The organism is Pseudomonas sp. GG8 (assembly GCF_052976945.1).
The window spans coordinates 2,620,477-2,646,481 of record NZ_JBRIIP010000001.1; the positions used below are offsets into that span (position 1 = coordinate 2,620,477).

At 56.5% G+C, this 26,005-nt stretch carries 21 protein-coding genes; 14 read left to right on the forward strand and 7 right to left on the reverse strand.

The genetic code is table 11. The features are described from left to right. Positions 1–225 precede the first annotated feature (225 nt). Positions 226–1,584 carry a cache domain-containing protein gene (locus tag ACVBEG_RS12590; protein WP_322178949.1) on the forward strand — a complete coding sequence of 453 codons (1,359 nt, stop codon included), beginning with the start codon at positions 226–228 and terminating at the stop codon, positions 1,582–1,584. 51 nt (positions 1,585–1,635) lie between these two features. After that, complete coding sequence (locus tag ACVBEG_RS12595; RefSeq protein ID WP_322178948.1) at positions 1,636–2,268, forward strand: response regulator transcription factor; 633 nt, start codon at positions 1,636–1,638, stop codon at positions 2,266–2,268. A gap of 38 nt (positions 2,269–2,306) precedes the next feature. On the opposite strand, the gene ACVBEG_RS12600 is transcribed toward ACVBEG_RS12595, so the two are convergent. The 3 genes from ACVBEG_RS12600 to ACVBEG_RS12610 form a co-directional block, all read right to left on the reverse strand. Beyond that, positions 2,307–2,750 carry a CopD family copper resistance protein gene (locus tag ACVBEG_RS12600; protein ID WP_322178947.1) on the reverse strand — a complete coding sequence of 148 codons (444 nt, stop codon included), beginning with the start codon at positions 2,748–2,750 and terminating at the stop codon, positions 2,307–2,309. Between the two features lie 126 nt (positions 2,751–2,876). Next, positions 2,877–3,512 carry a response regulator transcription factor gene (locus ACVBEG_RS12605; RefSeq protein ID WP_219059954.1) on the reverse strand — a complete coding sequence of 212 codons (636 nt, stop codon included), beginning with the start codon at positions 3,510–3,512 and terminating at the stop codon, positions 2,877–2,879. Continuing rightward, positions 3,509–5,794 (reverse strand): PAS domain-containing sensor histidine kinase, encoded by a 2,286-nt coding sequence (locus ACVBEG_RS12610; RefSeq protein ID WP_322216639.1) that lies wholly within the window; start codon positions 5,792–5,794, stop codon positions 3,509–3,511. The genes ACVBEG_RS12605 and ACVBEG_RS12610 overlap by 4 nt, the downstream gene beginning before the upstream one ends. Positions 5,795–6,020: 226 nt before the next feature. Between ACVBEG_RS12610 and ACVBEG_RS12615 the strand changes: the two genes are divergently transcribed. From ACVBEG_RS12615 to phaR, 6 genes are all read left to right on the forward strand, one after another. Then, positions 6,021–7,643 carry an acyl-CoA synthetase gene (locus tag ACVBEG_RS12615; RefSeq protein WP_322178945.1) on the forward strand — a complete coding sequence of 541 codons (1,623 nt, stop codon included), beginning with the start codon at positions 6,021–6,023 and terminating at the stop codon, positions 7,641–7,643. A gap of 170 nt (positions 7,644–7,813) precedes the next feature. Beyond that, positions 7,814–8,140, forward strand: a complete 327-nt coding sequence (locus ACVBEG_RS12620) for a DUF485 domain-containing protein (RefSeq protein WP_322178944.1) — start codon at positions 7,814–7,816, stop codon at positions 8,138–8,140. Then, positions 8,140–9,813 (forward strand): cation acetate symporter, encoded by a 1,674-nt coding sequence (locus tag ACVBEG_RS12625; protein ID WP_322178943.1) that lies wholly within the window; start codon positions 8,140–8,142, stop codon positions 9,811–9,813. The genes ACVBEG_RS12620 and ACVBEG_RS12625 overlap by 1 nt, the downstream gene beginning before the upstream one ends. Positions 9,814–10,366: 553 nt before the next feature. Further along, positions 10,367–10,942: an AraC family transcriptional regulator gene (locus ACVBEG_RS12630; protein WP_447107782.1), complete on the forward strand. Its 576-nt coding sequence runs from the start codon at positions 10,367–10,369 to the stop codon at positions 10,940–10,942. Positions 10,943–10,949: 7 nt separating this feature from the next. Continuing rightward, a complete protein-coding gene (locus ACVBEG_RS12635) occupies positions 10,950–11,540 on the forward strand; it encodes a helix-turn-helix transcriptional regulator (RefSeq protein WP_447107783.1) in 591 nt (196 codons plus the stop codon). A 171-nt stretch (positions 11,541–11,711) separates the two neighbouring features. Continuing rightward, complete coding sequence (gene phaR, locus ACVBEG_RS12640; RefSeq protein WP_322178941.1) at positions 11,712–12,245, forward strand: polyhydroxyalkanoate synthesis repressor PhaR; 534 nt, start codon at positions 11,712–11,714, stop codon at positions 12,243–12,245. A 41-nt stretch (positions 12,246–12,286) separates the two neighbouring features. Here the strand turns inward: phaR and ACVBEG_RS12645 are convergent, their stop codons facing one another. Then, positions 12,287–12,847: a phasin family protein gene (locus ACVBEG_RS12645; RefSeq protein WP_322178940.1), complete on the reverse strand. Its 561-nt coding sequence runs from the start codon at positions 12,845–12,847 to the stop codon at positions 12,287–12,289. 263 nt (positions 12,848–13,110) lie between these two features. Between ACVBEG_RS12645 and ACVBEG_RS12650 the strand changes: the two genes are divergently transcribed. The 6 genes from ACVBEG_RS12650 to ACVBEG_RS12675 all read left to right on the forward strand — a co-directional run bounded on the left by ACVBEG_RS12650 (position 13,111) and on the right by ACVBEG_RS12675 (position 21,707). Further along, entirely contained in the window at positions 13,111–15,519 is a 2,409-nt protein-coding gene (locus ACVBEG_RS12650; protein WP_322178939.1) for a DUF3141 domain-containing protein, read from the forward strand. 418 nt (positions 15,520–15,937) lie between these two features. After that, positions 15,938–16,684, forward strand: coding sequence for an acetoacetyl-CoA reductase (gene phbB, locus ACVBEG_RS12655; RefSeq protein ID WP_322178938.1), 747 nt, complete (start codon positions 15,938–15,940; stop codon positions 16,682–16,684). 64 nt (positions 16,685–16,748) lie between these two features. Continuing rightward, positions 16,749–17,927 carry an acetyl-CoA C-acetyltransferase gene (locus tag ACVBEG_RS12660; RefSeq protein ID WP_322216644.1) on the forward strand — a complete coding sequence of 393 codons (1,179 nt, stop codon included), beginning with the start codon at positions 16,749–16,751 and terminating at the stop codon, positions 17,925–17,927. Positions 17,928–18,015: 88 nt separating this feature from the next. Further along, positions 18,016–19,719, forward strand: a complete 1,704-nt coding sequence (gene phaC / locus ACVBEG_RS12665; protein ID WP_323566341.1) for a class I poly(R)-hydroxyalkanoic acid synthase — start codon at positions 18,016–18,018, stop codon at positions 19,717–19,719. Positions 19,720–20,033: 314 nt separating this feature from the next. Then, positions 20,034–20,459 carry a potassium channel family protein gene (locus tag ACVBEG_RS12670; protein ID WP_322178937.1) on the forward strand — a complete coding sequence of 142 codons (426 nt, stop codon included), beginning with the start codon at positions 20,034–20,036 and terminating at the stop codon, positions 20,457–20,459. Between the two features lie 123 nt (positions 20,460–20,582). Further along, on the forward strand, positions 20,583–21,707 hold the full coding sequence (locus ACVBEG_RS12675) for an HDOD domain-containing protein (protein WP_447107784.1): 1,125 nt from the start codon (positions 20,583–20,585) through the stop codon (positions 21,705–21,707). Positions 21,708–21,734: 27 nt separating this feature from the next. On the opposite strand, the gene ACVBEG_RS12680 is transcribed toward ACVBEG_RS12675, so the two are convergent. The 3 genes from ACVBEG_RS12680 to ACVBEG_RS12690 form a co-directional block, all read right to left on the reverse strand. Then, on the reverse strand, positions 21,735–23,360 hold the full coding sequence (locus ACVBEG_RS12680; protein ID WP_447107785.1) for a sensor domain-containing diguanylate cyclase: 1,626 nt from the start codon (positions 23,358–23,360) through the stop codon (positions 21,735–21,737). Between the two features lie 526 nt (positions 23,361–23,886). Continuing rightward, positions 23,887–25,221, reverse strand: a complete 1,335-nt coding sequence (locus ACVBEG_RS12685) for an ATP-binding protein (RefSeq protein ID WP_447107786.1) — start codon at positions 25,219–25,221, stop codon at positions 23,887–23,889. Next, positions 25,218–25,877, reverse strand: a complete 660-nt coding sequence (locus ACVBEG_RS12690) for a response regulator transcription factor (protein ID WP_322178933.1) — start codon at positions 25,875–25,877, stop codon at positions 25,218–25,220. Before ACVBEG_RS12690 ends, ACVBEG_RS12685 begins: the two co-directional genes overlap by 4 nt. Between the last annotated feature and the right edge of the window lie 128 nt (positions 25,878–26,005).

A 26,005-nucleotide genomic window follows, 5' to 3' on the forward strand; every position in this document is an offset into this window, starting at 1 on the left:
ACGTAGCCCTGCGGCGATAGTTGTTATTGTTATGCCCCGTAAAAAAGGGCTTAACTACTATCCGCGCACTACGCGGGTATAAACATCCGCAGTACTACTAAGACTTCTACGTAGAACTACGCGGGTCAATTGCCGCCTTACGCGGCTACCATGTGCCATCAAGTCGTTCGACAATCGGTGTCTAGCCCTCTTTAGGCAAACCCGTCAGCCTGGATTTCACTCGTCATGCAACTCAAATACAAAATCGTCGCCCTCGGCATCCTGCCCCTGATATTGGCCGTTGGGGTCATCAGCGCGCTGGTCATATTCCAAAACCAGCGTCTGGGTGAACAGCAGGCGCAGCTGATTGAAGACAGTATTCTGGCCAGTAAACGTGCGGAGCTGAAAAACTACGTAGAAATGGCGATGAGCGCGCTTGCCCCGGTGTATGAGAGCGGTCGGGACGATGAGCAAACCAAGCAAAAAGTCCTTGATGAGCTGGCAAAGCTAAGTTTTGGCATCAACGGCTATTTCTTCGTCTATGACCATAACGGCCGCAGTCTGATGCACCCCCGTCAGGCCGCGCTGGTGGGCCAAGACTTGTGGAGCATGACCGACCCCCATGGGTTACCGGTGATTCAGGCGTTACTAAAAAGCGCGCAGTCCGGCGACGGGTTTCAACATTACGCATGGGAAAAGCCCTCGACCGGACAGGTCACCGACAAACTGGCGTACGTCGTGATGCTCGACCGCTGGGGCTGGATGCTCGGCACCGGGATTTATCTTGAGGACGTCGAGCGCGCCACCCATCAGGCTCGCGAAGAAGTCGCCCGAGGCATCTATACCACCATGCTCGCTATTGGTGTCGTAGCCCTCGTCGCCGTGTTGCTGGTCTTTGCGTGCGGGCTGACCTTGAACGCCAGCGAACATCGTCTAGCCGATAAAAAGCTGCAAGGTTTGACTCAACGCATTGTGAGTCTTCAAGAAGAAGAGCGATCACGGCTCTCGCGTGAACTGCACGACGGCATCAGCCAGGTGTTGGTTTCAATCAAATTTCAGTTTGAACTGGCCGCCCTTGAACTCGAGGCCGGACGCGAAAAAGGCCAGGACATCCTTCGTCAAGGAATAGGTCGGCTTGCGGATGCAATCGGCGAAGTTCGGAGCATTTCTCATGATCTTCGCCCTTCGTTGCTTGACACGCTGGGGCTGGCCGCCGCCGTCGCCCAGTTGGTGACAGAGTTCGAACTGCGAAGCGGTTTGACCCTTCACTATGAAAACAACCTCGGCGACGTCCAACTGGTCGATGGCGCCCCCGTGGCACTTTTCAGGATCCTGCAGGAGGCGCTGACCAACATCGAACGTCACGCCAAAGCCAATAACGTATACATTGATCTGGAGGGTGATCCGGCCCAGGTCAGGCTATCGGTATGCGATGATGGCGTCGGGTTCAATATCAATCGGCTTGAAGAGATCCACGGTGGGATCGGCTTGCGCAACATTCGCGAGCGCGTCGATCACTTCAACGGCCACTTCAGTCTGTCGTCGATCCCTGGCAGAAGTGAATTGATCATTACCCTCCCCACCCGCCTTCGCTCACTCGCGTAGTGCTCATAACAACAAGCCAAAAACAACCCTGAAAACAACCAGAGCGCGATCATGAACACCTCATACCCCATCCGTATTGCGTTGGTGGACGATCACTCTTTAGTGCGTGATGGCATACGCGCATTGCTGGGTGTCCGGCCTTCCTTCGACGTGGTCGGCGAGGCCGAGAATGGGGCCCAGGCACTCGATCTTTGCGGCCGTGTTTCACCCGACATTCTGCTGGTCGACATCGGTTTGAAAGACATGAATGGCCTGGAACTGACACGACTGCTGCGCATTCAGTACCCGGACATCAAAATCCTCATTCTGAGCATGTATGACAACCATGAGTACATCGCGACCTCCATTCGAGCAGGCGCCAGTGGTTATGTACTGAAAAACGCCCCCTCAAAGGAAATCATTGCGGCCATCGAGGCGATCGCCACAGGCGGGACGTTTTACAGCGCCGAAGTGGCCCTCAAACTGGCCACCAGGAAACCAGATGAAACCGAACTCACTCCGAGGGAAAGCCAAGTGCTCATCGGTCTGGCGCAGGGTTTGAACAACAAGACTATTGCCCGGGAACTTGCTATCAGCGTGCGCACGGTCGAAACCCATCGTTTGAGCATCAGGCGCAAGCTCAAGGTCGACAAACCGGCAGGTCTGGTTAAATACGCGATGGAGCACGGCCTGCTGTCCCGCTGAACCTGTGCGTCAGTCCATCGTAACCGTGCGCAAGACGATCAGCCCTGCCAATAGAACATTGCCTTGGCCAGGATCACGATCCCGACCATGTGGCAGAACAGACTGATATGAATAACGCGCGAGTAACGTGCATTCATACGCCCGCTTCTCAGCAAAAACATGGCCGTGAGAAAGTGCCCCAATACGCTGATGGCAAGCAGAATTTTCAGCGCAAGCAAGGTACCGAAAGAAGACGCCAGCGGCGTGGCCAGAAGTGGCAAATAGCGCTGCCAGACCATGCCCAGCCCGGCGCCGAACAGCGTCAGCAAGACCCATGGCATCAGCTTTCGAGCGCGCAGAGCAATGCCTCGCTCGACCAGAATCATCGCCTTGGCCGGTATCTTCTTGAGGACGCTCTCGAGGATCAACACTTCGAAAAACACCGTGCCAATGAAGATCAGAGCAGCGAACAGGTGCAGGGTCAGCAGGATGGGATAGCTCATGGTCTTCTCGGGTTCAGGTCGGCAGAATTTCACGTGGCCCACGACGGGTGGTGCCGCCCGCAAAAACAAATACAGGATCTCTCCCCAGGCACGATAGCGTCCTGTCCTGAGTCAAGAGTTCTGCGCTCAACGCAGCTTCAGCGGGTCCACGATCCCGGCCACTATGGCCATGCCCACCAGATCTGGCAGGTGGTCGGCCTGCATGCGCTTCATGACCCGAGACCGGTACAGATCCACAGTTTTTGCGCTCACACCCAGTTGCTCGGCGATTTCGCGGGTGGTGTAACCCTGCACCAACGGCAGCAACACATCGCGCTCGCGGGGCGTCAGCGTGAGCAAGCGCGCCTGCAATTGTGCATGACCCTGGCTGCCGGAGCGGCTTGCATCGAAGCTGCCCAAGGCCTGCTGCACACTGTCCAGCAACAACTGTTCGTTGTATGGTTTTTCGATAAAGTCATGAGCGCCGGCTTTGAATGCGCGCACCACAATCGGCACGTCTGCATGGCCACTGACGAAAATGACCGGCAGGTTCAGTTCACGCGCGCGCATTTCTTCCTGCACATTCAACCCGCCCATGCCGGGCATGCGCACATCCAGCAGCACGCAGGCGTTGAGTTGGGCGTCACACGCGTCCAGGAAAGCGAGGCCACTGGTAAACGGCAGTGCTTTGAGGCCCACCGACTCCAGCAACCAGACGGTCGAGTCGAGCATGCCCTGATCGTCATCGACCACATAGACCACCTGCTCCGCGACACTCGTCATTCATTCACTCCTGATATTATTTTTAGGGGACCAACAAGCGGCAAGTAGCAGCGCATCAGTAGTCCGACCGATACGCGCCGGGCCTGCAATTCACCGCCGAAACCTTCAATAATGCTGCGACTCATGGACAGCCCCAGCCCCAGCCCATCGACTTTGCTGGTGTAAAAAGGGGTGAATATCTTCTCCAGCTCGGCCTCGCTCACGCCTGGGCCCTGGTCGTGCACACTGATCTCCACCCGCCCGTCACTGGCCAGGTCCGCAGCGAGCACAATCATCGAAGGCTGCCCCCGATGAGACTCACGATTGGCGTCGATGGCATTGCGCAGCAGATTGAGCAGCACTTGCTCCAGCAGTACCCGGTCGGCATAAACGGGCGGCAGATTATCCGGCAGTTGCTCCTCGATAGTCACTTGGCAATTGCTCGCCTCCCACGCACACATGCGCACCGCCTCCCGAGCGACCTCGGCGACATCAAGGGCCTGCATACGCCGCTGGCCCTTGCGCAGGAAGGCGCGCAGACGCTTGATCACTTCCGACGCGTGATTGGCGTGCAGGGTAATCCGTTCCAGACCCTGGGCTACCCGTTCGGCAGCCTGAGGGTTGGTACCCAGTGCCTGTAAATAACGCTGGCTGGCATTGGCATAGTTGACCACCGCCGCCAACGGCTGGTTGATTTCGTGGGCAATGCCCGAGGCCAGCTCACCCAGTGTCACCAAACGCGCGGTGTGCGCGAGTTCGTCTTGGTGGTGACGCTGTTGCACGTCGCGCAGCTCACGCTCGGTCATGTCCCGCGCTACCAGTGAGTAATAACGCTCGCCCCCGGCCGGCCGGTGAGCCAGGAGCACCAGCGATACTGGCACCGAAGGGCCGCCGCTGGGTGGCTGAAGCCGTGTTTCCAGGTTCCAGGAACCGTCGCGCTCGGCGGTGCTCCAGCCCTCCCGTTGCAGACGCTCCAGGTCATCGCTGGCAAAGAACTCGCTCAGGGCCGGCATCGGCTGCTGCTCGCCCAGACGCAAAATACGTCGTGCAGCAGGGTTGAGGTAAGTGACCTGACCACTCGGATCGATAAACAGGACCGGGTCAGTATTGGCCTCTACCACTTCAGCCAGTCTTCGCTTGTTCTCTTCAGCCTCGACCCGAGAGGTGATGTCACGCGAAACGCTGACTACCTCGACCACCGTACCGGTGTAAGTCTCTCGAATCGCACGGCAGGCGGTCTCGAACCAAAGGTAATGCCCGGCACGGTGGCGGATGCGGTACGTCATGGTGTGATAACCATCCTGCTCCAGGGCGTCCCGCGCGCGCTGCACCAGACTGGCCAGATTCTGGGCATGGAATAGACCGTGGGCAGGCAGCCCACGCAACTCTTCAGGCCAATACCCGAGCAAGGTCCAGGAAGCCGGCGAGGCGTCGAGAAAGTATCCCTCCGGTGTGTGCCGGGAAATAAGATCAGTGGTGTTCTCGATAATCAACCTGTACAACCGCCGCGCCTTGGCTGCCTCACGTTCCGCCAACACTTGCGCGGTAGCTTCCCGACAGCGTGCCAACACGCGGTTTTCCTGTAAGTCGGGAATAAATGTCCAGATCAATATTCGCTCTTCAAACTGTGCCTCGACCCCTTCAATGGCACGCTGCTGTTCGAGACAGGCGCGGACCAGCACCTGTTGGTTTACCGGCAAAAAACCCGACACGTCGGTCAAAGGCCGCTCGGCGAGCAATGCCAACAGAGCCGCATTCAACTCCAGCGGCCGACCCTGCGCATCCAGCAGCAGACTCGGTTGCGGGTCATGGCCCAGTAGCGGCGAGCCACGCAGCACCCCGTTGACGGTACTCAGCAGTGTCGTCAGCAGATCCTGCACCCAGCCCAGCCAGTCCAGGCTCACCCCTTCGCACACTTCCACCAACAGCAGCCCCGCCTGCCCCGGCTCCAGCGCCAGATCAAATACCTGGCCATAGCTGATAGCCGCACGGCGCAGACGGCCAGACAGCCAGCAATCGAGTTGACGGACCTGATCCAGATCGAGCCGCCCTTCGTCGGCCAGACGCTCGAATAATAACTGGTCACTGGCCAACAATGGGTCTCCCAGACCCGGTGGCAAATGCTGAGCGGCGCCTTCATGGCTATAAATTCGCGCCTGTGGCTGCCAACTCAAATACACCGCCTGACGCACTTCGGGACAGTCCTGAAACGCGCGGCACAATGAGTCGGCACGGGCAGCCAGAGGCACGCCCTCACATTGCAGGCGCAACCAACTGTGTAATCGAACGGGGGTTGAGGTCATCGCAGCTCCTTGTAGCGGACGCCAAGCATATACGCGCCTTACTAGCAGGGCTGTATCCATTTAGTGCAAGATGAAAAACGTATAGTATTTTTACTATACTACTCAGGTAGTACTTCCATATCAGATGGCAATTAGCATATAAGGTGCGTCGGATAATTAACTGACCCTACGAGCAATCTGAACGGTCAGATATAGAGCTAATAATCAGCCACCGAGTACCCGCCACATGTCGATCTTCGAGCAGGGGTTAGCCCCTTCGGCTGTCAATCATATTGCTTTGTCGCCGCTCAGCTTCATTGAGCGCACTGCCAGCGTCTACCCTGACTACCCCGCCGTGATCCACGGTTCGATTCGTCGTACCTGGGCGCAAACCTATGCGCGATGCCGTCGTCTGGCCTCGGCGCTGGCCGGTCGCGGCATTGGCAAGAACGATACCGTGGCCGTGATGTTGCCTAACATCCCAGCCATGCTTGAGGTTCACTTTGCAGTGCCAATGATCGGCGCGGTGCTCAACCCGCTCAATGTGCGCCTGGATGCCGAAGCGATTGCCTTCATGCTCCAGCACGGCGAGGCCAAGGTGCTGATCACTGACCGCGAGTTCCATGACGTGATCCGCGCCGCCATCGGCATGCTGGACCACCCGCCGCTGGTGATTGACGTCGATGACCCGGAGTATGGCGAAGGCCAGGCCGTCAGCGACCTCGATTACGAAGCGCTGCTGGCCGAAGGTGATCCCGCGTTCGCCTGGCAATGGCCGGACGACGAGTGGCAGGCGATTGCACTGAACTACACTTCCGGCACCACCGGTAACCCGAAAGGCGTGGTCTACCACCATCGGGGCGCTTACCTGAACTCGCTGGGCAACCAGATGATCTGGAACATCGGGCACCACCCGGTTTTTCTGTGGACCTTGCCGATGTTTCACTGCAACGGCTGGTGCTACCCGTGGATCGTCACTGCGATGGCTGGCGTGCATGTGTTCTTGCGCCGCGTCGACCCGCAGAAGATTCTGACCCTGATCCGCGAGCATCAGGTCACCCACTTCTGTGGTGCACCGATCGTGCTCAACGCTCTGGTCAACATGCCTGAGTCGGCGAAGGCTGCCATTGATCACCCTATCAATGCCATGGTCGCAGGCGCCGCGCCACCGGCCAAAGTGATCGGCGCCGTGGAAGAGATGGGCATCAAGGTCACCCACGTCTACGGCCTGACCGAGACCTACGGCCCGGTCACGATTTGTGCCTGGCATGCCGAGTGGGATGAACTGCCGCTCGATGAGCGTGCCCAGGTCAAATCCCGCCAGGGTGTGCGCTACCCGACGCTGGAAGGCGTGATGGTGGCCGACCCGAAAACCCTGGAACCTACACCACGCGACGGCCAGACCATCGGCGAGATCTTCATGCGCGGCAACACGGTGATGAAGGGCTATCTGAAGAACCCGACCGCCACCGCAGAAGCTTTCGAAGGCGGCTGGTTCCATACCGGCGACCTGGCGGTCTGTCATCCCGATGGTTATGTAGAGATCAAGGACCGGCTCAAAGACATCATCATCTCGGGTGGCGAGAACATCTCCACCATCGAGCTTGAAGGCGTGCTCTACCGCCACTCGGGTGTGCTGGAAGCGGCCGTGGTTGCACGCCCCGATGAGAAGTGGGGAGAAACGCCTTGCGCGTTCATCACCCTCAAGGCCGACCACCAGAACGTTCGCGAAGCCGACATTATCAGCTTTTGCCGCGAGCATCTGGCAGGGTTCAAGGTGCCGCGCACCGTGGTGTTCACACTGCTGCCGAAGACTTCTACCGGGAAGATTCAGAAGTTCCTCCTGCGGGACATGGCCAAGAACCTTTAGTCCTTGCCCCTTTAACCCTCGACAAAGCCCCAAACAAGCGACAGGCCTGACCTGTCGCTTCGGGATTGTGCACGCCGAAATCGACCTGATAGCCATACCGCAACTTCAAGCACCGACAGCACCGACAGCACCGACAGCACCGACAAAAAAAATAATACAGGGAGCAAAAAATGAGCAATATCCATGCAACCGACACCCAGCGCTGCGAACGCATTCGGGCCAATCCGAAATTCATCAAATTAGTGCAGAGCCGTTCGCGCCTGGCGTGGTCGCTGAGCGCTGCCGTACTGGGCACTTACTACTCGTTCATGCTGGTGGTGGCTTTTGCCCCTCAGTGGCTGCATGCACCACTGGCCGAGAATCGCATGATGACCGTGGGCATGCCCGTGGGCGCAGCGATCATCATCTTCTCCTGGCTGCTCACCGGCTGGTATGTCTACAAAGCCAACACCCGCTTTGACACCTTGGGCGCTGAAGTTCTCGAGGAGAGCAAGTGATGACTACTCTGCGTAATGTGATCCTTGCCGGCCTCGGCCTTCTGCCTGCTTCACTTGTACTCGCAGGGCCCTCGCTGGCCGGCGCAGTGGAAAAACAGCCACTCAATCTGCATGCCATCGGCATGTTTTTCGTTTTCGTCCTGGGCACTCTCCTCATTACCTGGTGGGCAGCGCGACAAACTCACTCCACCTCCGATTTCTACACCGCTGGCGGTGGCATCACAGGGTTCCAGAACGGTCTGGCAATTGCCGGCGACTACATGTCTGCGGCAACCCTGCTGGGCCTTTCGAGCCTGGTGTTCGCCAAAGGCTACGATGGCTTCATCTATACCATTGGCTTCTTCGTGGGCTGGCCGATCATCACCTTCCTGATGGCCGAGCGCCTACGCAACCTGGGGCGCTATACCTTCGCCGACATCGTTTCGTATCGCCTTGACCAAAACAAGGTACGCATCTTCGCCGCCTTTGGTTCGTTGACGGTGGTGTGCTGCTACCTGATCGTGCAAATGGTCGGCGCGGGTCAGTTAATCAAGCTGTTATTCGGCCTCGACTACCCGGTGGCGGTAGTGATCGTCGGCGCACTAATGTTGGTCTACGTCATCTTTGGCGGCATGATCGCGACCACTTGGGTGCAGATCATCAAAGCCGTGCTATTGCTCGCGGGTGGCACCACGCTCGCGGTGATGGCTATGTCCCAGTTTGATTTCAGCTATGAGATGTTGGCGACCAAAGCCATCGAAGCTCATGCCAGCGGCTGGAACATCATGGGCCCCGGCGCCATGCTCGCCGATCCGATCAATACGGCCTCCATGTCTCTCGGCCTGGTATTCGGCATCGCCGGTCTGCCACACATCCTGATGCGTTTCTTCACCGTGCCGAACGCTAAGGAAGCACGCAAATCGGTGTTCTACGCTACCGGCTTCATCGGTTTCTTCTTCCTTGTGGTCTGTACCTTGGGCTTTGCCGCGATGGTGATCATTGGCACCGACCCGCAGTACTACGTCAATGGCCAGGTAGGCGGTACGTTGATCGGCGGCGGCAACATGGTCGCAATGCATTTGGCTAAAGCAGTGGGCGGCAACCTGTTCTTCGGCTTCCTCTCGGCCGTGGCCTTCGCCACCATCCTCGCAGTGGTTTCCGGTCTGGCCCTGGCCGGTGCTTCAGCCATTTCCCACGACCTCTATGCCACCGTACTGAAGAAAGGCAAGGCCACCGAGAAGCAAGAAATGCGCGTGACCCGCATGGCCACTGTCGGCCTCGGCATCATCGCCATTCTGCTGGGCATTCTGTTCGAGAAGATGAACGTCGCTTTCCTGGTCGGTCTGACCTTCGGCATTGCCGCTTCGACCAACTTCCCTGTCCTGATCATGGCCATGTACTGGAAAGGCCTGACAACTAAAGGCGCAATCCTCGGTGGCTTTGCCGGTCTGATCTGCGCGCTGGTGCTGGTGATCCTGTCGCCAGCAGTATGGGTAACCGTACTCGGCCACGCCAAGGCGATCTTCCCCTACGACCACCCGGCACTGTTCTCCATGCCGCTGGCCTTCCTGGTGATCGTCGTGGTATCCAAACTCGACCGCAGTGTCCGGGCAGACAATGAACGGGACGCCTACGCCGACCAGTTTGTGCGTGCACAGACCGGCCTCGGAGCCGCCAGCGCTTCCAGCCATTGATAGACGGGGCACGGCGCGCTCAAGCGTGGCCGTGCCAACCGTTCCGTGAACCTGAAGCACGTGTTGTCGGTAGCACCTGGGTAGCCACTGAAAAGCGAATGCGCGCCTGGCGCACTTCGTAAAGATTGGCGACTTCGCCAGCAAAACCGAGAAGTCCTGGCACGCAAAAAAATGCCGGAGTTATTCTCCGGCATCACATGAATCTTAATCCCCACCCTAATTGCTGGGCCGCCTTGGCAATACAGCCCAGCCATCTCCTCATTTCCTCAATCTCTCAATTATTTTCCGCACATCCAACCTCTCGTCGAACGGCGCGAAAAGGACGCGCGGAGAAGACAAAACCTGCCGTCGTAAAACCGGCTAAAAATGTTCAACTTTGTTCATATCTGTGTAATATCTTGAATCATATGATGCTAACGTTAAACAAGTTCCCATTCCTCATACGGAATGATTCAAGGAGAAAAATTTCGTCGTACGGCTGGCCCGCTGGAGCTAACGGGCCCTCCAAGCTCACCACAAAGGATGTTCAATTCCACGGATAGACGAGGCCGTCATGTATAGAGTGAGTACGGGCTATGCCAGTGTGTTGGTGAATACACTTTCGGCCCAAGGTTTGGATGTCGCCAACCTGTGCCAGGAAGCCGGGCTGGACATGGAAATCATGGGGCAGCCGGCTACCTTTTGTCGGCGAAGCATTATGTACCGTCTATGGGACCTGGCGACGCAGGTCTCGGGCAATCCAGATATAGGTCTGAAAGCCTACGGACACGTACACCCGGGCAGTTTCCAGATCGTGGGTTACACGATGATGTCCAGCCTGAACCTGAAACGCGCCCTGGAGCGTTTAGTTCGTTTCAGCGCGTTGATTGGTACTGGATTCAGCCTGTTCTTTGTTCAGGAAGGGCAGAATTATCGCCTGTCCGGGCTTGACCTCCAGCAACCCGACTCGGTTAAACCCCGGCAGTACACCGATGCAGGACTTGCTTCGCTGCTCGGTTTTTGCCGCTGGCTTACGGGTGGACATCTTCCGCAACCCCTGAGTATAGAGTTCTCCTATCCAGAGCCCGAGAGCATCCTGGAACATCAGCAACTCTTTGCTTGTCCGTTAATTTTCGGGGCGGCTTACTGACAGCATCGTGTTCGATGGGCAGGAACTGCTGCGTCCCTTGAGTATGGCGAATGAGGCATTAGCCACTCTCCATGACAGTTTTGCCGAGGCTCAGCTGGACCTGTTGTTCGGTTTCTCTATTCTTGGCCGGGTTCGCGCGATGATCACTCAGCGCTTGAGCCAAGGGCTGGGACCTGGATTCTTCGACATGGAGTCAATGGCTGCAGCGCTCCACATCAGCAAACGAACACTTCAACGAGCGCTTGAGAAGGATGGCGTGCAATACAAGGATGTCTTGAGCGATCTGCGCAGGCAAATGGCTGACTTCTATCTGCGCCACTCTCATTACAATATGAAGCATGTGGCCTATCTCCTTGGCTTCCACGACCACAGCAGCTTCCATAAAGCGTGCTGTCGCTGGTTCGACATGCCGCCTGGCCAGTACCGGACCGATGGATCGCCGCTCAAGGTCGAGGAAGAAAAGCGCCCCTCTGGCAGGACATTAGAGAAAGCACGAGAACCCGACAGGCAAGAGAGTGCGTACGCGTGGCCAGGGTTCCTGATGGGGGGTGATTATGCAGTGCAGCGCTCTACCTTCACCGGGCTTCTCGATAAGTAAACACTGCGTTTAATCCGTACTGAATGGATCAAGCTCATCAAGGCAGGTGAACCCGCTCCGTACGCAGGCCTCAGTACCTTAGGGTTTAACCCTTGGCACCACTCCGATCCGCGGCAGTAGCCATAGTAGGATAAGATGCTTGCGAACTAGGCTCGCAATGAGAAGCCCCGCATGACAGATAACAGTCGGAGCAACACCCGCCTGATCAAGAAATACCCCAATCGCCGCCTGTATGACACGTACACCAGCAGTCATTTGACGCTTGCGGATATACGCCAACTGGTCGTCGATAAAATCCCGTTCCAGGTGGTCGACGCCAAGACTGGCGAGGATCTGACTCGAAGCATCTTGCTTCAGGTGATTCTAGAAGCCGAAAGTGGCGGTGAACCGATCTTCTCCAGCGAGATGCTCATGGGGATTATCCAGTTCTACGGCCCCTTCCAGGGCGTCCTCGGCAGCTACCTGGATAAAAGCATCCAGACAGTTATCGACATCCAGTCGCAAACGGGTGCGCAGTCCTCTGAGGCGTGGAGCGAGTTCATGCACCAGCAGGCACCGGTCATGCAGGATTTGATGCGCCAATATGTCGACCAATCGAAGGCGCTCTACCTAAACACTCAAAACCTCTTCGGTTTGTTCGGCGGCACACCGCCAGGCCAGACTGGACCAAGCGCCGGACGAAAAAAAAATGGCGACGGGGAGTGAACCCGTCGCCATCCGCAAAGCTGTTCCAGCTTTGATTTGACTTACTTGCTACCGCCCGCTGCCTTGCCCGGTGCGGCTTTGCCAGCTGCGGTGGTCGCTGCGGCGAAGCCGCTCTGGGCAATGTCAGCAGCCTGCTTGGCAGCTTTCTGTGCGTTTTCATAAACGCTACCGGCATTCGCCAGCGTCGATTTGAACGCGGCCACGACAGGCTCAGAGCCAGCCGGCGCATTTTTGCTCATCACTTCAATGAATTCTTGCACTTGTTGAGTGCCCGCCTCGACTTGACCCTCAGTCAACTTGGCGATTTCCGACTGTGTGCCGACAATCAATTCTTGCATTTGACGATTGAACTCAGCAAGGCGTTCGGCCTGTACATGCGGCTGGATAAAGGATGCTTGCAGCTCCGCAAAGCCTTGAGGATCACGTACCGCCAGCAGCTTGCGAAAACCATCGAAGTATTCCTCGGTGGAAGCACGCAGAGTCTTGAACTGCAGTTGGCTAAGCTGCTCAACACTCGCGAAAACTTTGCCGCTGATTTGCTGCAGGAGGTCGAGGTTAGCTTTCTGAGCGTTTTGCAATTTTTCAGTATTAAACAAAGACATGCTTGAATCTCCTAGTACTGGAAGGCCGACATGGGCCTGAGGACGCGATAGCGATCCTGCTGAGTCATCGCGTTAGGCTTAATATTGCAGTGCACAATTTTATTTGGCAACCTTTTTTTGTGCACCGCAAAAAAGCTTTGCCCCTTCTGCAGCTATTCGTTATAACTCCTCCATAAACAGAATAGATCGGCCAAACCAAATCCCTTCCTGAGCAATGAAGGCTGAGGCAAGCCGCTTCTCATGCATACGGCCAGGAGAGCATCATGGATAATGACTATATTGTTGCGTCGCAGGATAAAGGGCTTTTCGTAAAACATGATGTACTCGAAAATCTAAGTCGACTGCAACACATGAATACCTCGAACGTCCTCGACGCCTCGCGCCAGCGTCAGGAAAAAACGTTTACACCACTCATCCAGGGCCAGCTAACGCAACCCACCCTTGATGACTGGCAGGAGTACTTCGCCGACCTCAGTCAACGCAGCCTGCTGTTCTGGGACACCCTGCGCCAGCGCGGCGACAACACACTGGTCCACCAGCGCGCCGGGTATCCGTTGCTGCTCAAGTTCAATCATGAAACGCTGATCGCTGGCTCGGATCTCCCCCGCCCCGTCAACTACTCGCTATTACGAATCCTCCCTGGAGCAGAGCAAAACATCGACAGCAGCAGCCAGCCAGTAATCATCATTGATCCGCGCGGTGGTCATGGCTCGGGCATTGGCGGCTTCAAACAAGATTCGGTAATAGGCGAGAGCCTCAGAGCGGGCCATCCCACCTACTTCATCGCCTTCAGTCACGCGCCCATGCCAGGGCAAACGCTGATGGATATCGTCGAAGCCGAAGCCCATTTCATCGAAGCCGTCAGCGCCCTCCATCCTGACGGCAGCAAACCTGTTGTGGTCGGCAACTGCCAAGCCGGCTGGGCGTTAATGGGGTTGGCTGCAACACACCCGGAGCTGCCGGGATTGATCATCATCAACGGTGCTCCTTTGTCGTACTGGGCCGGTGTCAATGGACGCAATCCAATGCGTTATACCGGCGGCCTGCTGGGCGGGGGCTGGACGACTCGCCTGGCCAGCGATTTGGGCAACGACCGTTTCGACGGCACCTGGCTGGTCAGCAACTTCGAGAACCTGGACCCCGCCAATACCTATTGGAACAAGTACTACCAGCTGTTCAGTCAAGTCGACAGCGAGGCTCCGCGCTTTCTCGATTTCGAACGCTGGTGGGGCAGCCCGAGCCTGCTGAATAGCGAAGAAATCGAAATGATTGTCGACAACCTTTTCATCGGCAACCATCTGTCTGGAGGGCTCGGACGCAAGACCCTCGGGCTTGACCTGAAACAGATCGAAGCACCGGTGGTGGTGTTCTGCTCGTACGGAGACAACATCACATCCCCACAACAAGCACTGAACTGGATAACCGATGTCTATCCCAGCGATCTCGCTTTGCAGTGTGCTGGACGCACCATCGTCTACCTGCAGCACGCCAGTATCGGCCATCTGGGCATCTTCGTATCCGGCAAGGTCGCCCGGCGCGAACACCGTGAACTGCTCGGGGCTGTCGACGCAATCAATGCGCTGCCCTCGGGGCTGTATGAAATGCTGATCGAGGATATCCCTGACCCATCGGGCAGCGATGATGCACGCTATCGCGTACGTTTCGAACCCAGGCGAATCGCCGATATCCATGATGAAGGCGAGCCGGCGCGTGATGACGATCGCGAATTCGCGCTGGTAGAGCGCGCCTCCGAAATCAATAGCTCGCTTTACGACGGGTTCGTACGCCCCTGGATGCGCCAGATGATCAATGAGCCCATCGCAGAACTGTTGCGCAAGACGCACCCGTTCCATCAACAACAGGTGGTATGGAGCAGTCTGAATCCGGCACTGTGGTGGCTCGCTGGCACCGCCGCTCAAGTGCACAGCGATCGCCGCCCCGCCCGCAAAGACAACCCACTGCTGGCGTGGCAGGACCTGTTCTCCAACCAGATGCAGGACGTCCTGAATGCTTATCGTGATGTGCGTGACGCATCCCTTGAACTGTGTTTCTACAGTGTGTATGGAGGGTTAAGCGCCCTTGTTGACAAGCAGCCTGCGCGGAATCTTCAGGAGCATGCCGAGCAGCAAGACAAGGTCCTGATCGAGCGTCTGCATGAGGCTCTAGCCCTCGGCGGTAGACTGGAAGCGCTGGTACGAATACTTTTCCTGATCGGCCGTGACAGCAAGAAAATCGACAAGCGCCGCGTCGAGCAACTGATCCAGCAGGGCCCTGTTCCAGTCGAGCACTACATCGACCCCATTGTTCTGCGCGAAACCATACGACTGCAGAACCTGCTGGTCTTTGTTCACCCGGAAGAAAGCTTGCGCAGCCTGCCCTTGCTGCTCCCGGAAACCGAAGCACGCCAGCAGATCCTGGCGGCCGTGGCGCTATTAGTACCTGAGTTGCTAACGACTATCGGTGCTGAAGGAAAACTCTGGTGTGAACTGCACTCGCTACTCGACATCCCCCTGCCAGGCCCTAGTCTGGCCCCGCAGCCAAGTGAAGCAGATGCAGTCAAGCTGGTAGCCCCTCCTGTAGCGACACAGCCGGCGCCGACACTCGCTACCACGGATGCAAGTCCAGCGCGCAAACCAGGAAGGGGAGTAACAAAACGGACCAAGCCGGAATAACGCGGGGTTATTGACAGAGGCAACTCATGCGCCGCGTCGGTCTTGCATCAGACCGACCCTGCGGAGTGAAACAAGCCCAACGTGAGAGCGCCTTCTCCAGCTTAAAGCCGGACATTATCGTGTAGCACAAGAACAAACTTATCAGCGCTCGGCACAGCCGGAACTTGCACCATCTATAGCGCCATGAATGATCTTTGGATCCAAAACAAGCACGGAATAATTACCAGTTATTATTGAAAATGATAGTCATTATTCATCAAACTTCAAACACAGATACCACGCAATCTCAACCAAATGACCCAAACGCCAGTTTGGCACCGTTGGACACTAAGCAGTCACCGCCAAACACTTCCTCATGCCCTGTCAATACAGAACAATTCACGTATTGCAGCGCAAAAATAGAGAAGGAAGTTCTTGTATGGAATCACGTAGCCGTATTGCAGTAGTAACAGGTGGGATGGGCGGTATTGGTACAGCTATCAGTCAGCGTCTGTACCAGGATGGATTTAGGGTCATTGTTGGCTGCAGCCCTAATTCCAGCCGAAAAAATGATTGGATAGCAAGTCAACTCGAAGGCGGTTATCACTTCGACTGCGTTGACACAGACATCACCGACTGGGAATCAACCCGCAAAACGTTCGAACTGGTGCGCGAGATGTGCGGCCCGATCGACGTACTGGTCAATAATGCGGGCATTACGCGCGACGCATCCTTTCGCAAGCTCACTCCCGAAGACTGGAACGCCGTTATCGGGACGAACCTGAGCGGACTATTCAATACCACCAAACAGGTTATTGAAGGGATGTTGGCGAAGGGCTGGGGCCGGGTCATCAACATCTCCTCCATCAACGGCCAGCGCGGCCAATTCGGCCAGACCAACTACTCCGCAGCCAAGGCCGGAACCCATGGTTTCACCATGGCGTTGGCCCGTGAAGTCTCAGGCAAGGGTGTGACGGTCAACACCGTATCCCCAGGCTACATCCAGACCAATATGACGGCGGCGATACGCCCGGACATTCTCGACGCCATGATCGCGGCAACCCCAGTCGGCCGCCTTGGCCTGCCCGCAGAAATCGCATCAATCGTTGCCTGGCTGGCCTCCGAAGAGTCCGCTTACAGCACCGGTGCCGACTTCTCGGTAAACGGCGGCATGAATATGCAGTAGTCCCGTCAGCGCATGGATGCGCTGATCCTGCTCGACGAATTTTGCCTTACCAATGAGGTCATGCATGAACGAAGTCGTAATTGTTGCTGCCACTCGTACCGCTATAGGCAGCTTCCAGGGTGCTCTTGCCGGAATTCCCGCCACCGAACTGGGTGCCGCCGTGATTCGCCACCTGCTAGAACAGACCGGTGTTAATGCGGCCCAGATAGATGAGGTAATCCTCGGACAGGTGCTCAGTGCTGGCGCCGGACAAAACCCGGCACGCCAGACGGCAATCAAGGCAGGCTTGCCACACACCACGCCCGCCCTGACCTTGAACAAGGTCTGCGGCTCCGGCCTCAAGGCTGTCCAACTCGCCGTCCAGGCGATCCGTTGCGGTGACGCGGAACTGGTGATCGCTGGCGGTCAGGAAAATATGAGTCTGGCTCCTTACGTCCTGCCCAAGGCACGCACAGGCCTGCGCATGGGTCATGCGCAACTACTCGACAGCATGATCCAGGATGGCCTATGGGATGCCTTCAACGACTATCACATGGGTATTACCGCCGAAAACCTGGCGCTAAAGTACAGCATTGGACGTGAGAAACAGGATGCCTTCGCCGCAGCCTCACAACAGAAGGCGGCAGCGGCCATTGAGTCCGGGCGCTTCAAGAGCGAAATCACCCCGATTCTGATTCCCCAGCGCAAGGGCAACCCGCTCATCTTCGATACCGACGAACAGCCGCGCGTCGATAGCACCGCACAAGCCCTGGCAACACTCAAACCCGCCTTCCTGAAAGAAGGCTCTGTGACCGCTGGCAACTCCTCGACCCTCAACGATGGCGCTGCCGTTTTGTTACTGGCCAGTGCCGCTAAAGCGCAGGCCCTGGGTCTACCGATCCTGGCACGGATCAAAGCCTATGCCAGCGCGGGCGTGGATCCGGCAATCATGGGTATCGGTCCCGTGCCGGCCACACGTCGCACACTGGAAAAAGCCGGCTGGAGCGTGGACGACCTTGATCTGATCGAGGCCAATGAAGCCTTTGCAGCCCAGTCGCTGGCAGTGGGTCAAGAGTTGGGTTGGGACACCAGCAAAGTCAACGTCAACGGCGGGGCCATTGCGCTCGGCCACCCGATTGGCGCGTCTGGAGCTCGGATACTGGTATCGCTGGTACACGAACTGATCCGCCGCGACGGCAAGAAAGGCCTGGCCACCTTATGCATCGGCGGAGGTCAAGGCGTCGGCCTGGCCATCGAGCGCTAGCCCGCACTCCCACTCCTGTTGCTGCACCGGACTCAGGCAGAGTCCGGTTTACTTTCTGCCCGATTCACCGCCCTGGGCAAGGAGCTCTATGAACAATAATTCGCATGCGTTCAACACCTATTGGTCTGGACAAGTTCCCTTTATCGCCTCTTTTGCTATGCAACAATTACGCCAGTGGGTCAGCAGCAATGACTGGTTTTCCGGGCACGACCACACTCCCTGGTTCGAGGTGCCTCGTGAAACACTGGACAACCTTCAGATGGACTACCAGCGTCAATGGGGGCAACTAGGCCAACAACTGCTGACCGGCCAACCCTTCAACTTTGATGATCGCCGCTTCTCCAGCGGAAACTGGAACGAGCCACTGTTCGGTTCCCTTGCCGCCTTTTATTTACTCAATTCCAACTTTCTCTTGAGGCTGCTCGACAGGCTTCCGATCGAAGAAGAAAAACCGCGCCAACGCCTACGCTACCTGGTAGAACAAGCCATTGCCGCCAATGCGCCCAGCAATTTCCTGACCAGCAACCCTGATGCTCTCCAGCGTGTAGTTGAAACCCAGGGTGCCAGCCTGTTCACAGGCATGATGCACTTGGCCAGCGATCTGCAGGAAGGCAAGATGCGCCAGTGTGACAGTGGTGCCTTCACGGTCGGTGTCGACCTCGCCACCACCCCAGGCGAAGTTATCTTCGAGAATGAGATTTTCCAGCTCATTCAGTACTACCCGCAGAGTGAAACGCAGTACTCGCGTCCTGTTTTCATCGTGCCGCCATCCATTAACAAGTACTACATCCTCGACCTGCGCCCAGACAACTCTGTCGTTAAGCATCTATTGGAACAAGGGCATCCAGTGTTCATGATGTCCTGGCGCAACTTCGGTCTGGAACACGCGGAAATAACCTGGGACGACCTGATCGAGCATGGCGTGCTCAAAGCCTTGCAGTTGACGCGAGAGATCAGCGGAGAGCAGCGGCCCAACTGCGTGGGCTTCTGCATAGGCGGCACATTGCTGAGTACCGCCCTGGCAGTACTCGCGGCGCGTGGTGATCACGACATCGGCAGCGTGAGCCTCTTGACGACGTTCCTCGACTACCTCGATACCGGACCGATCAGTGTGTTCGTCGACGAAAAGCTGGTGGCCTACCGCGAGCGCACTATCGGCGGCATGGACGGTCCATTCGGAGTGTTTCATGGCAAGGACATGGGCAACACTTTCTCCATGCTTCGCCCCAACGACCTGTGGTGGAACTACAACGTCGACAAATACCTCAAAGGCAACAAGCCTGTCCCACTGGATTTGCTGTTCTGGAATAACGACAGCACCAACCTCCCCGGCCCAATGTACTGTTGGTACCTGCGCCACACCTATCTGCAGAATGACCTGAAGTCAGGCGAACTGGAGTGTTGCGGAGTCAAACTCGACTTGCAGGCCGTCGATGCACCCGCCTACATTCTTGCAACCCATGATGATCATATCGTGCCATGGAGGAGCGCCTACGCCAGTACCGCCGTGCTTTCCGGAACCAAACGCTTTGTACTGGGCGCCTCCGGGCACATCGCTGGCGTCATCAATCCACCCGCAAAACAGAAACGCCATTATTGGACAAACAGCCGAGTCACTAAAAACCCCGACACCTGGTTCAAAGGCGCCGAACAGCAATCGGGAAGTTGGTGGAATGACTGGTTCGTCTGGCTGGCCAAACACGCCGGCGAACGCCAGACTGCAGTGGCAGACATGGGCAATGCGCAACACCCGCCACTGGAACCGGCACCAGGCCGTTATGTAATGCAATAACAGATTGCTCTGGCAACCGGGACCACGCTGCCTGAATCGATATAGCGCAACAAGAGGTGGAGCCCGGTTCCGCCTCTATCAGGGCGCATCAAGCCACAACCTCACGCCTCGACAAGACCCTGACCCAACAGCGAACTCTTCAAAACAGGGGGCTCGGATTGCACCCGCATTCCTGATATCCAAACCGCGCCCGACAATTGAATTGTCCGCACGACTGGAGAACCGCTGTCTAAACGCCCGACAACTTCAGGCCTGCCGTATGGCAATTTAACAGCAGCCCTGTTCAAATAGGCGTTTTAAATGCAGAGATGACGATGATAGCCCTTACAGCGCTGAACACCTTTATCGTCATGGTGTCCGTCTTCATCCACTATGAACTGCTGCTTCGCCTCAACTCTCTCATGCCGAGGCTGAAGGTCTGGCACCGTTTCAGGATAGTCTTTGGCGTACTGGGCGCACTCACAGCGCACGCCGTCGAAGTGTGGATTTTCGCCCTGGCCTATTACTTTATGATCGAGTCAGGTCATTGGGGTACGTTAAGGGGAGATTTTGATGGTAGCCTGATGGACTGTGTTTATTTCTCGTTCACCACCTTCACCACGCTCGGCTTTGGTGACATTGAACCCCAAGGGGTTCTTAAGTTTCTGACGGGACTTGAAGCGCTGACCGGCTTGGTGCTGATTACATGGACGGCCTCTTTTCTTTTTATCGAGATGCAGAAGTACTGGAAGACCGCGTAGTCCGAACATACGTTCGGTGTCGTTATTTTCCACACGGCAGGGCAAACTCCTTAATGAAATCCGGCACATCATGATCTCTTCAGTCGTCATTCCTTCATGCACCGCCACCCCGAAGGACGCAACATGCAAGTGATGATTCTGGAAGATGACCCCTGGGTCGCTGACATGCTTAAGCAGATTGTCTTGAGTCTTTGCCCGGACGCGGCAATAGACATCTTTCACGAGGTACTGGCTGCCGACGAAGCGTGCAAGCGAACGTCTTATCAATTAGTACTCGCAGACTGGAACCTCTCCGATTCGACCGGTGTCCGCCTGCTTCACACCCTTCTAAAAAATAATCGCCCCGCCCCCCTGGTTGTGGTTACCGGCCGCGCCGATCGTGAGAATGTGCTGTCTGCGCGCTCGCTGGGGATCAGTACCTTTATTAGTAAGCCCTTCCAGGTACCGAGTGTGGTGGCTCGCCTGAAAAAGCTGTTACCCGACAGTGCAGAACGCTCACTCGAACCGCTAACGGAGCAAGACTTCATTGCCTTCCTTGGTCGCCTGTCCGCCGCGGAACTGGATATACCACTGCTGAGCAACGTCAAAGACACACTTCAGCTGATCCTCAAAGGTGAAGAACTGGATCTGCGCGAACTTGTAGAGAGCTGGCAGTATGACCCGGCCTTGAGCGCCCATCTGGTCGCCGCATCCAATAGCAGCGCCTATATCGGCGTTGGCCACCCCTATATGAGCCTGCCCGAGGCTTTGCAGCGGCTAGGCGGACCGACCAGCCTCAACATGGCCTTGTGTCTGGCATTGCGTCAAGCTAACGAGCAGAGCAGTCCTTTGGTGCAGACGCTGGCCCAAGCTCATCTGAACGACGCAGAAGCTCTCAGTAATCGAGTCACGCGCTTGGCGCGGGAATGCGGGGTTGATCCCGCGCCGCTTCAGTGCGCAGCCTTGTTGCACCGCATAGGAGAACTCTGCGTGATCTATCAGGCTCAAGCCTGGGAGCACAAAGGGCACAGCCTCAGCGAGAGCGCACTGACGCAAGCCATGCGCGAATTCAGCAACCCCTTTGCTATCAGCCTTAAAGCTCACTGGGGGCTGCCCATGGCTCTGCGGGACCTTATTGGCGCAGTCTACGTTCTGCCGCCAGCGCAATTTCGTCGAGAGAAAGTGCTTATGCGTTTGGCCGCAGCAGAAATCAATGGCGAGGAGCCGCGCAGCCTGGAGCGCCTGCGCCGCCTTGCCGGTCTTGCCTGAAACAACTCACGGGCTCGTCTTCGACCCTCACTGATCGGCAGATAACGCGTTTGATAGCGCAGCGGGGACCTGTTCCGGCGGATGCAGCGCACCGGCTAAAACGACCCGATTACGACCCGTTTGTTTTGCCGTGTAAAGCATGTTGTCTGCCATCTTCAAAACGTCGTCGACGCTGCCAGAGCTTAGCGGCCAGTGCGCAACACCCAGAGAGATAGTGATAGGCCCAACCGGGTCCATCCGCGCATCTTCTACTTGCTGTCGCAGACGCTCTGACACTCGGTGAGCTACCTCAGGTGAAGTAGCCGGCAAGAGAATAAGAAATTCCTCACCACCGACTCGGCAGAGCACATCACCCTCTCGAGTATTGACACGCATCAACGCCCCCAACCGCCTGAGTACTTCATCACCTGCATCATGGCCATAACTATCATTGACTCGCTTGAAGTGATCGATATCGAGTGCCACGACCGCGAAAGGACGACGTTCGCGCTCCAATCGCTCTAATGCAATATCAAGCACGCGACGGTTATGCAGCCCGGTGAGCGAGTCTGTTTGTGCATCGCTAGTAAGTTTGCCGATCTTTGCATGTAATAGCCGAATTCCGACGAGCATCACGTGCTTGAGTTGTGTCGATTCGTAGTACCACGACTTCACGCGCGCAATGCGCTCTGCCGCACCGGGCGTTTCCATCTCTTGGGCACTGTCGGCCAGTTGCAACAGGGGGCGGGAAATCAGGCGCGCGAGCCACCAAATGACGAGAAAGCCCAGCACGCTGAGCGGCAGCGTATTGAGAAGCACATCCAACATTAGATTATTAAGTGCGGTCAGTGTTGTATCCGTCTGCTGTTGCGCCACAATGCCCCAATGCGCTGAGGGTACGTTCGCATAACCGGCGAGTACGTCAATGCCCTGACTATTAATAAGGCGTTGCTTCCCGCTTTCTCCACGGATCACGGCCTCAATAGCCGGGTTGTCACGCACCACTTGACCCACCCGCATCTGATCAGGGTGATACAGCAGTCGCTGGTTCTGATCTACCACGTAAATATAAGAGCCATCGTGATAATACTGCTCGCCCAGCAAATCGTCCAAAATGCTCTTGTGTTTGAGATAAATTGTACCGCCGATGTAACCCAGGTAATGACCTTCACGATCAATGATCGGATGAGAAATGAACACCACCAGATTACCCGCAACGGAGATGTAAGGTTGGCTGATGAGTGGACGGCGCTTACTCAACGCCTCGACAGCACCGGGTGTGTTCAGCCTTCGCCCTTTGATTGGCAATGTTTCGGGCGAGACCGCACGTAACCAACCCTCTGCATCCGTAATCGCTATCGAGTTGAAACTATTGGTTTGTAGCCGTAACCGGGTGGCCTCGCTTTGCAACGCTTGCGGATTATCAAGCTGCTCACTCAATAACCCGGCGCTGTAGGCCAACTGCTGCGTCACGGTAGTAAGAAACACTTCGGTGCTATTGGCCAGCTTGGCTGCATACACACGGTTGGATTCCAGCGTGCTATCAATGAGCAACTGGCGCTGTACACAATAGCTTGCATACAGACTGTTGGTGAGCGTGAGAATGGCACTGAAAAACGCCAGAAAGAGAATCAGTCGTCTTAAGTTAATGCGAAAAAGGTGCTTGATTGACATACGCCAGCGCTCGAGCGGGCACCCCGTTTAAACGTTGCACCCTCAAATTATTTACGACAGAAAACACTCATCTTCCACTGTGTATTGGTCCCGACTGAGCACATCAGAGCTGTTGATACTCGCCGCCGCCGAAGCGGTTCTTGAATAGCACTTTAGTCGTAACTTTTTACGCGTGTAGCACGTGGTTAGCGCGTATAAATAATTGTAGCCAGCGTTCCTTGGGATGGCTTTACGATATCACTATACTGCGCCGGGTTATACCTATTTCATACTTCACATATCATCATTACACATGCCCCGCCGACTGCATTTTGACGCCAATGATTAAGACGCAATAATCGGATCCAATTCCGTCTCGCCGCCGCAATCAATATGCATTCAGCGAACCAAGTGCTATTCACGGAAGTTATACGAGTGTGGCAACTTGTCACCCGACTAAGTATCAAACCCGCCTCCAATGAAACGTTTAAGCCCCCTCTTTATTTTATTAACGTTATCAGAGAACGCCCGGTAAGGTCAGACTTCTTCATGGCCGCGCAAGCACAAACTGCACCCTAACTTCAAAGCCATCCTGTTTGTCTGTTGCGGGGGATGCGAGGCTCATTGTCGCCTCAACGCCTCGAACAATCGTTTGTGCGATTGCCAGCCCAAGACCGGAGCCGTTGGCCTCGCTGTTACCTCGCACGAAGCGCTCGGTGAGCCGCTCCAGAACCTGCGCAGGCACTGTCGAGCCCGCATTCACGACTGTTAGAAGCGCCTGACTCGACAAGCTCACCTCTACCGGCTGATCCGGCGCGCCATGCTTCAACGCGTTCTCGATCAGATTGCGTAAAAGGATGGCAAAGGCATCCGGGTCAATCGTTGATAACACGTCCCCCTCCGCAGGCAGGGTTAAATGAATCCGCTGTCCGGCAGTAGCACTCAACTCTTCCACCACGTGGGCCAGCAGCGGGATGAGGTCTTGCGGGGCTTCCGATAGAAGCCCACCCCCTTCGGCCTTGGCCAGTTGCATGAGCTTTTCCGAGAGCCGTGCCAACTCATGAAGCGACGCCTCAATCTTTGCCGCACGCACTTGCAACGGTCCTTCAGGTGCCTCGCGGCGTAACCGCTGCATCTGCGCCAATGCCGCCGCCAACGGGGTGCGTAGCTCATGGGCGCTATTGGCAGTAAAGCTGCGCTCAGCCTCCAGCGCCCGACGAAGCCGCTCCATCAGATGATTGACCGCTTCGGCCAGCGGATCAATTTCTGCGGGCAATTGAGACACCTTAATGGGGGATAGATCGCCTACCCCGCGGGTCTCGATTGCGCGACGGTAAGCCAGGACGCTGCGCAGACTGAAGTGAACCAATAGCCAGGTTCCCAACAGGCTGATCGGGATGAGTATCAGCAATGGCAAAAGCAAGGCGAGTAACGCTTCCTGTGCAGCTTCGCGGCGATGCGCCAATGGCTCCGCGACTTCGATAAACACTGCTTCGCGCAGGGCGCTGACGGCATACAGGCGGTACTTGCCGGTAGTGGTAAAGCCCTCCATCGGCTGGGCATTGAATACACTCGGATCGGCATCGTGAGACTGCAACAACGTATTGCCCCTGGCATCCCGCACCAGATAGGTGAGGTATTCCTTATGCTCTCTCAGCCCCTCGATATGTTTCGACTCGCGAGACTCGCCACGATTACTGATTTCGAGTACGGCCAAGGGCAAAATCCGTTGAGCCGTTTCTTCCAGAGCACTGTCGAAGGCCTCATTCAGCTCATGTTGTACGACCAGCCAAGCGCCCGCCGTGCCCCCGAGCCAAAGCAATGTCATCCCCAGCGTCAGCCCAAGCCCCAGACGTTTTTGCAAACTGAAAGTAGTCTTCATAGGGGCATCAACCGGTAACCCATACCACGGACGGTTTCAATCAAATCGCGCCCCAATTTCTTGCGCAAACGACTGATGTACACCTCGATAGTGTTGCTTTCGATCTCGGCACCGAACGCATACAGACGCTCTTCGAGCTGCGATTTCGACAGCAGCGCACTCGGGCGCTGAACGAATGCTTCCAGCAGAGCCCATTCGCGAGCAGTCAAATCCACAATAGTACCGACACGCTGAACGGTGCGAGCAGTCATGTCGATGACCAGCTCTCCCACTTTCAGCTGTGGATTGGGATTACCACTGTACCGCCGTGCGACGGCGGCGACTCGGGCAGACAATTCAAACAGATCGAAGGGTTTTACCAGGTAGTCGTCGGCCCCCGCATTCAAACCGGCGATGCGCTCGGATATCTGGTCTTGAGCCGTGAGGATGATCACGGGCGTTACATCGCCAGCCGACCGCCGCTTGCGCAGAAAGTCCAGCCCGCGCCCGTCCGGGAGCATCAGATCCAGCAAAATCAGGTCATAGGCTGTCGTGCGTACGCTCGCCTCGGCGTGGTCAAGCCGTTGCACCCAGTCCACCGCATGGCCGTCATCGGCAATTTGCTCACGCACTGCGTCCCCAAGCCCCACCGCATCCTCAACCAACAAAACCCGCATATCAACCCCTTCTGTGTTCGTTCCCAGCGCTGCACGTTAGCGGCTGCACCTGAATAAAACCTGAAGTACCGCTTCGAGCACGATTCAGGTTGCTGTCAGGGACTCCCGCTAGGGTATGCCACAGAGAC

Excerpts from the sequence above, each read along its gene's own strand:
- ACVBEG_RS12590 (WP_322178949.1), top strand. The coding sequence starts at position 226 with ATGCAACTCAAATACAAAATCGTCGCCCTCGGCATCCTGCCCCTGATA.
- ACVBEG_RS12595 (WP_322178948.1), top strand. The coding sequence starts at position 1,636 with ATGAACACCTCATACCCCATCCGTATTGCGTTGGTGGACGATCACTCT.
- ACVBEG_RS12600 (WP_322178947.1), bottom strand. The coding sequence starts at position 2,750 with ATGAGCTATCCCATCCTGCTGACCCTGCACCTGTTCGCTGCTCTGATC.
- ACVBEG_RS12605 (WP_219059954.1), bottom strand. The coding sequence starts at position 3,512 with ATGACGAGTGTCGCGGAGCAGGTGGTCTATGTGGTCGATGACGATCAG.
- ACVBEG_RS12610 (WP_322216639.1), bottom strand. The coding sequence starts at position 5,794 with ATGACCTCAACCCCCGTTCGATTACACAGTTGGTTGCGCCTGCAATGT.
- ACVBEG_RS12615 (WP_322178945.1), top strand. The coding sequence starts at position 6,021 with ATGTCGATCTTCGAGCAGGGGTTAGCCCCTTCGGCTGTCAATCATATT.
- ACVBEG_RS12620 (WP_322178944.1), top strand. The coding sequence starts at position 7,814 with ATGAGCAATATCCATGCAACCGACACCCAGCGCTGCGAACGCATTCGG.
- ACVBEG_RS12625 (WP_322178943.1), top strand. The coding sequence starts at position 8,140 with ATGACTACTCTGCGTAATGTGATCCTTGCCGGCCTCGGCCTTCTGCCT.
- ACVBEG_RS12630 (WP_447107782.1), top strand. The coding sequence starts at position 10,367 with ATGTATAGAGTGAGTACGGGCTATGCCAGTGTGTTGGTGAATACACTT.
- phaR (WP_322178941.1), top strand. The coding sequence starts at position 11,712 with ATGACAGATAACAGTCGGAGCAACACCCGCCTGATCAAGAAATACCCC.
- ACVBEG_RS12645 (WP_322178940.1), bottom strand. The coding sequence starts at position 12,847 with ATGTCTTTGTTTAATACTGAAAAATTGCAAAACGCTCAGAAAGCTAAC.
- ACVBEG_RS12650 (WP_322178939.1), top strand. The coding sequence starts at position 13,111 with ATGGATAATGACTATATTGTTGCGTCGCAGGATAAAGGGCTTTTCGTA.
- phbB (WP_322178938.1), top strand. The coding sequence starts at position 15,938 with ATGGAATCACGTAGCCGTATTGCAGTAGTAACAGGTGGGATGGGCGGT.
- ACVBEG_RS12660 (WP_322216644.1), top strand. The coding sequence starts at position 16,749 with ATGAACGAAGTCGTAATTGTTGCTGCCACTCGTACCGCTATAGGCAGC.
- phaC (WP_323566341.1), top strand. The coding sequence starts at position 18,016 with ATGAACAATAATTCGCATGCGTTCAACACCTATTGGTCTGGACAAGTT.
- ACVBEG_RS12670 (WP_322178937.1), top strand. The coding sequence starts at position 20,034 with ATGATAGCCCTTACAGCGCTGAACACCTTTATCGTCATGGTGTCCGTC.
- ACVBEG_RS12675 (WP_447107784.1), top strand. The coding sequence starts at position 20,583 with ATGCAAGTGATGATTCTGGAAGATGACCCCTGGGTCGCTGACATGCTT.
- ACVBEG_RS12680 (WP_447107785.1), bottom strand. The coding sequence starts at position 23,360 with ATGTCAATCAAGCACCTTTTTCGCATTAACTTAAGACGACTGATTCTC.
- ACVBEG_RS12685 (WP_447107786.1), bottom strand. The coding sequence starts at position 25,221 with ATGAAGACTACTTTCAGTTTGCAAAAACGTCTGGGGCTTGGGCTGACG.
- ACVBEG_RS12690 (WP_322178933.1), bottom strand. The coding sequence starts at position 25,877 with ATGCGGGTTTTGTTGGTTGAGGATGCGGTGGGGCTTGGGGACGCAGTG.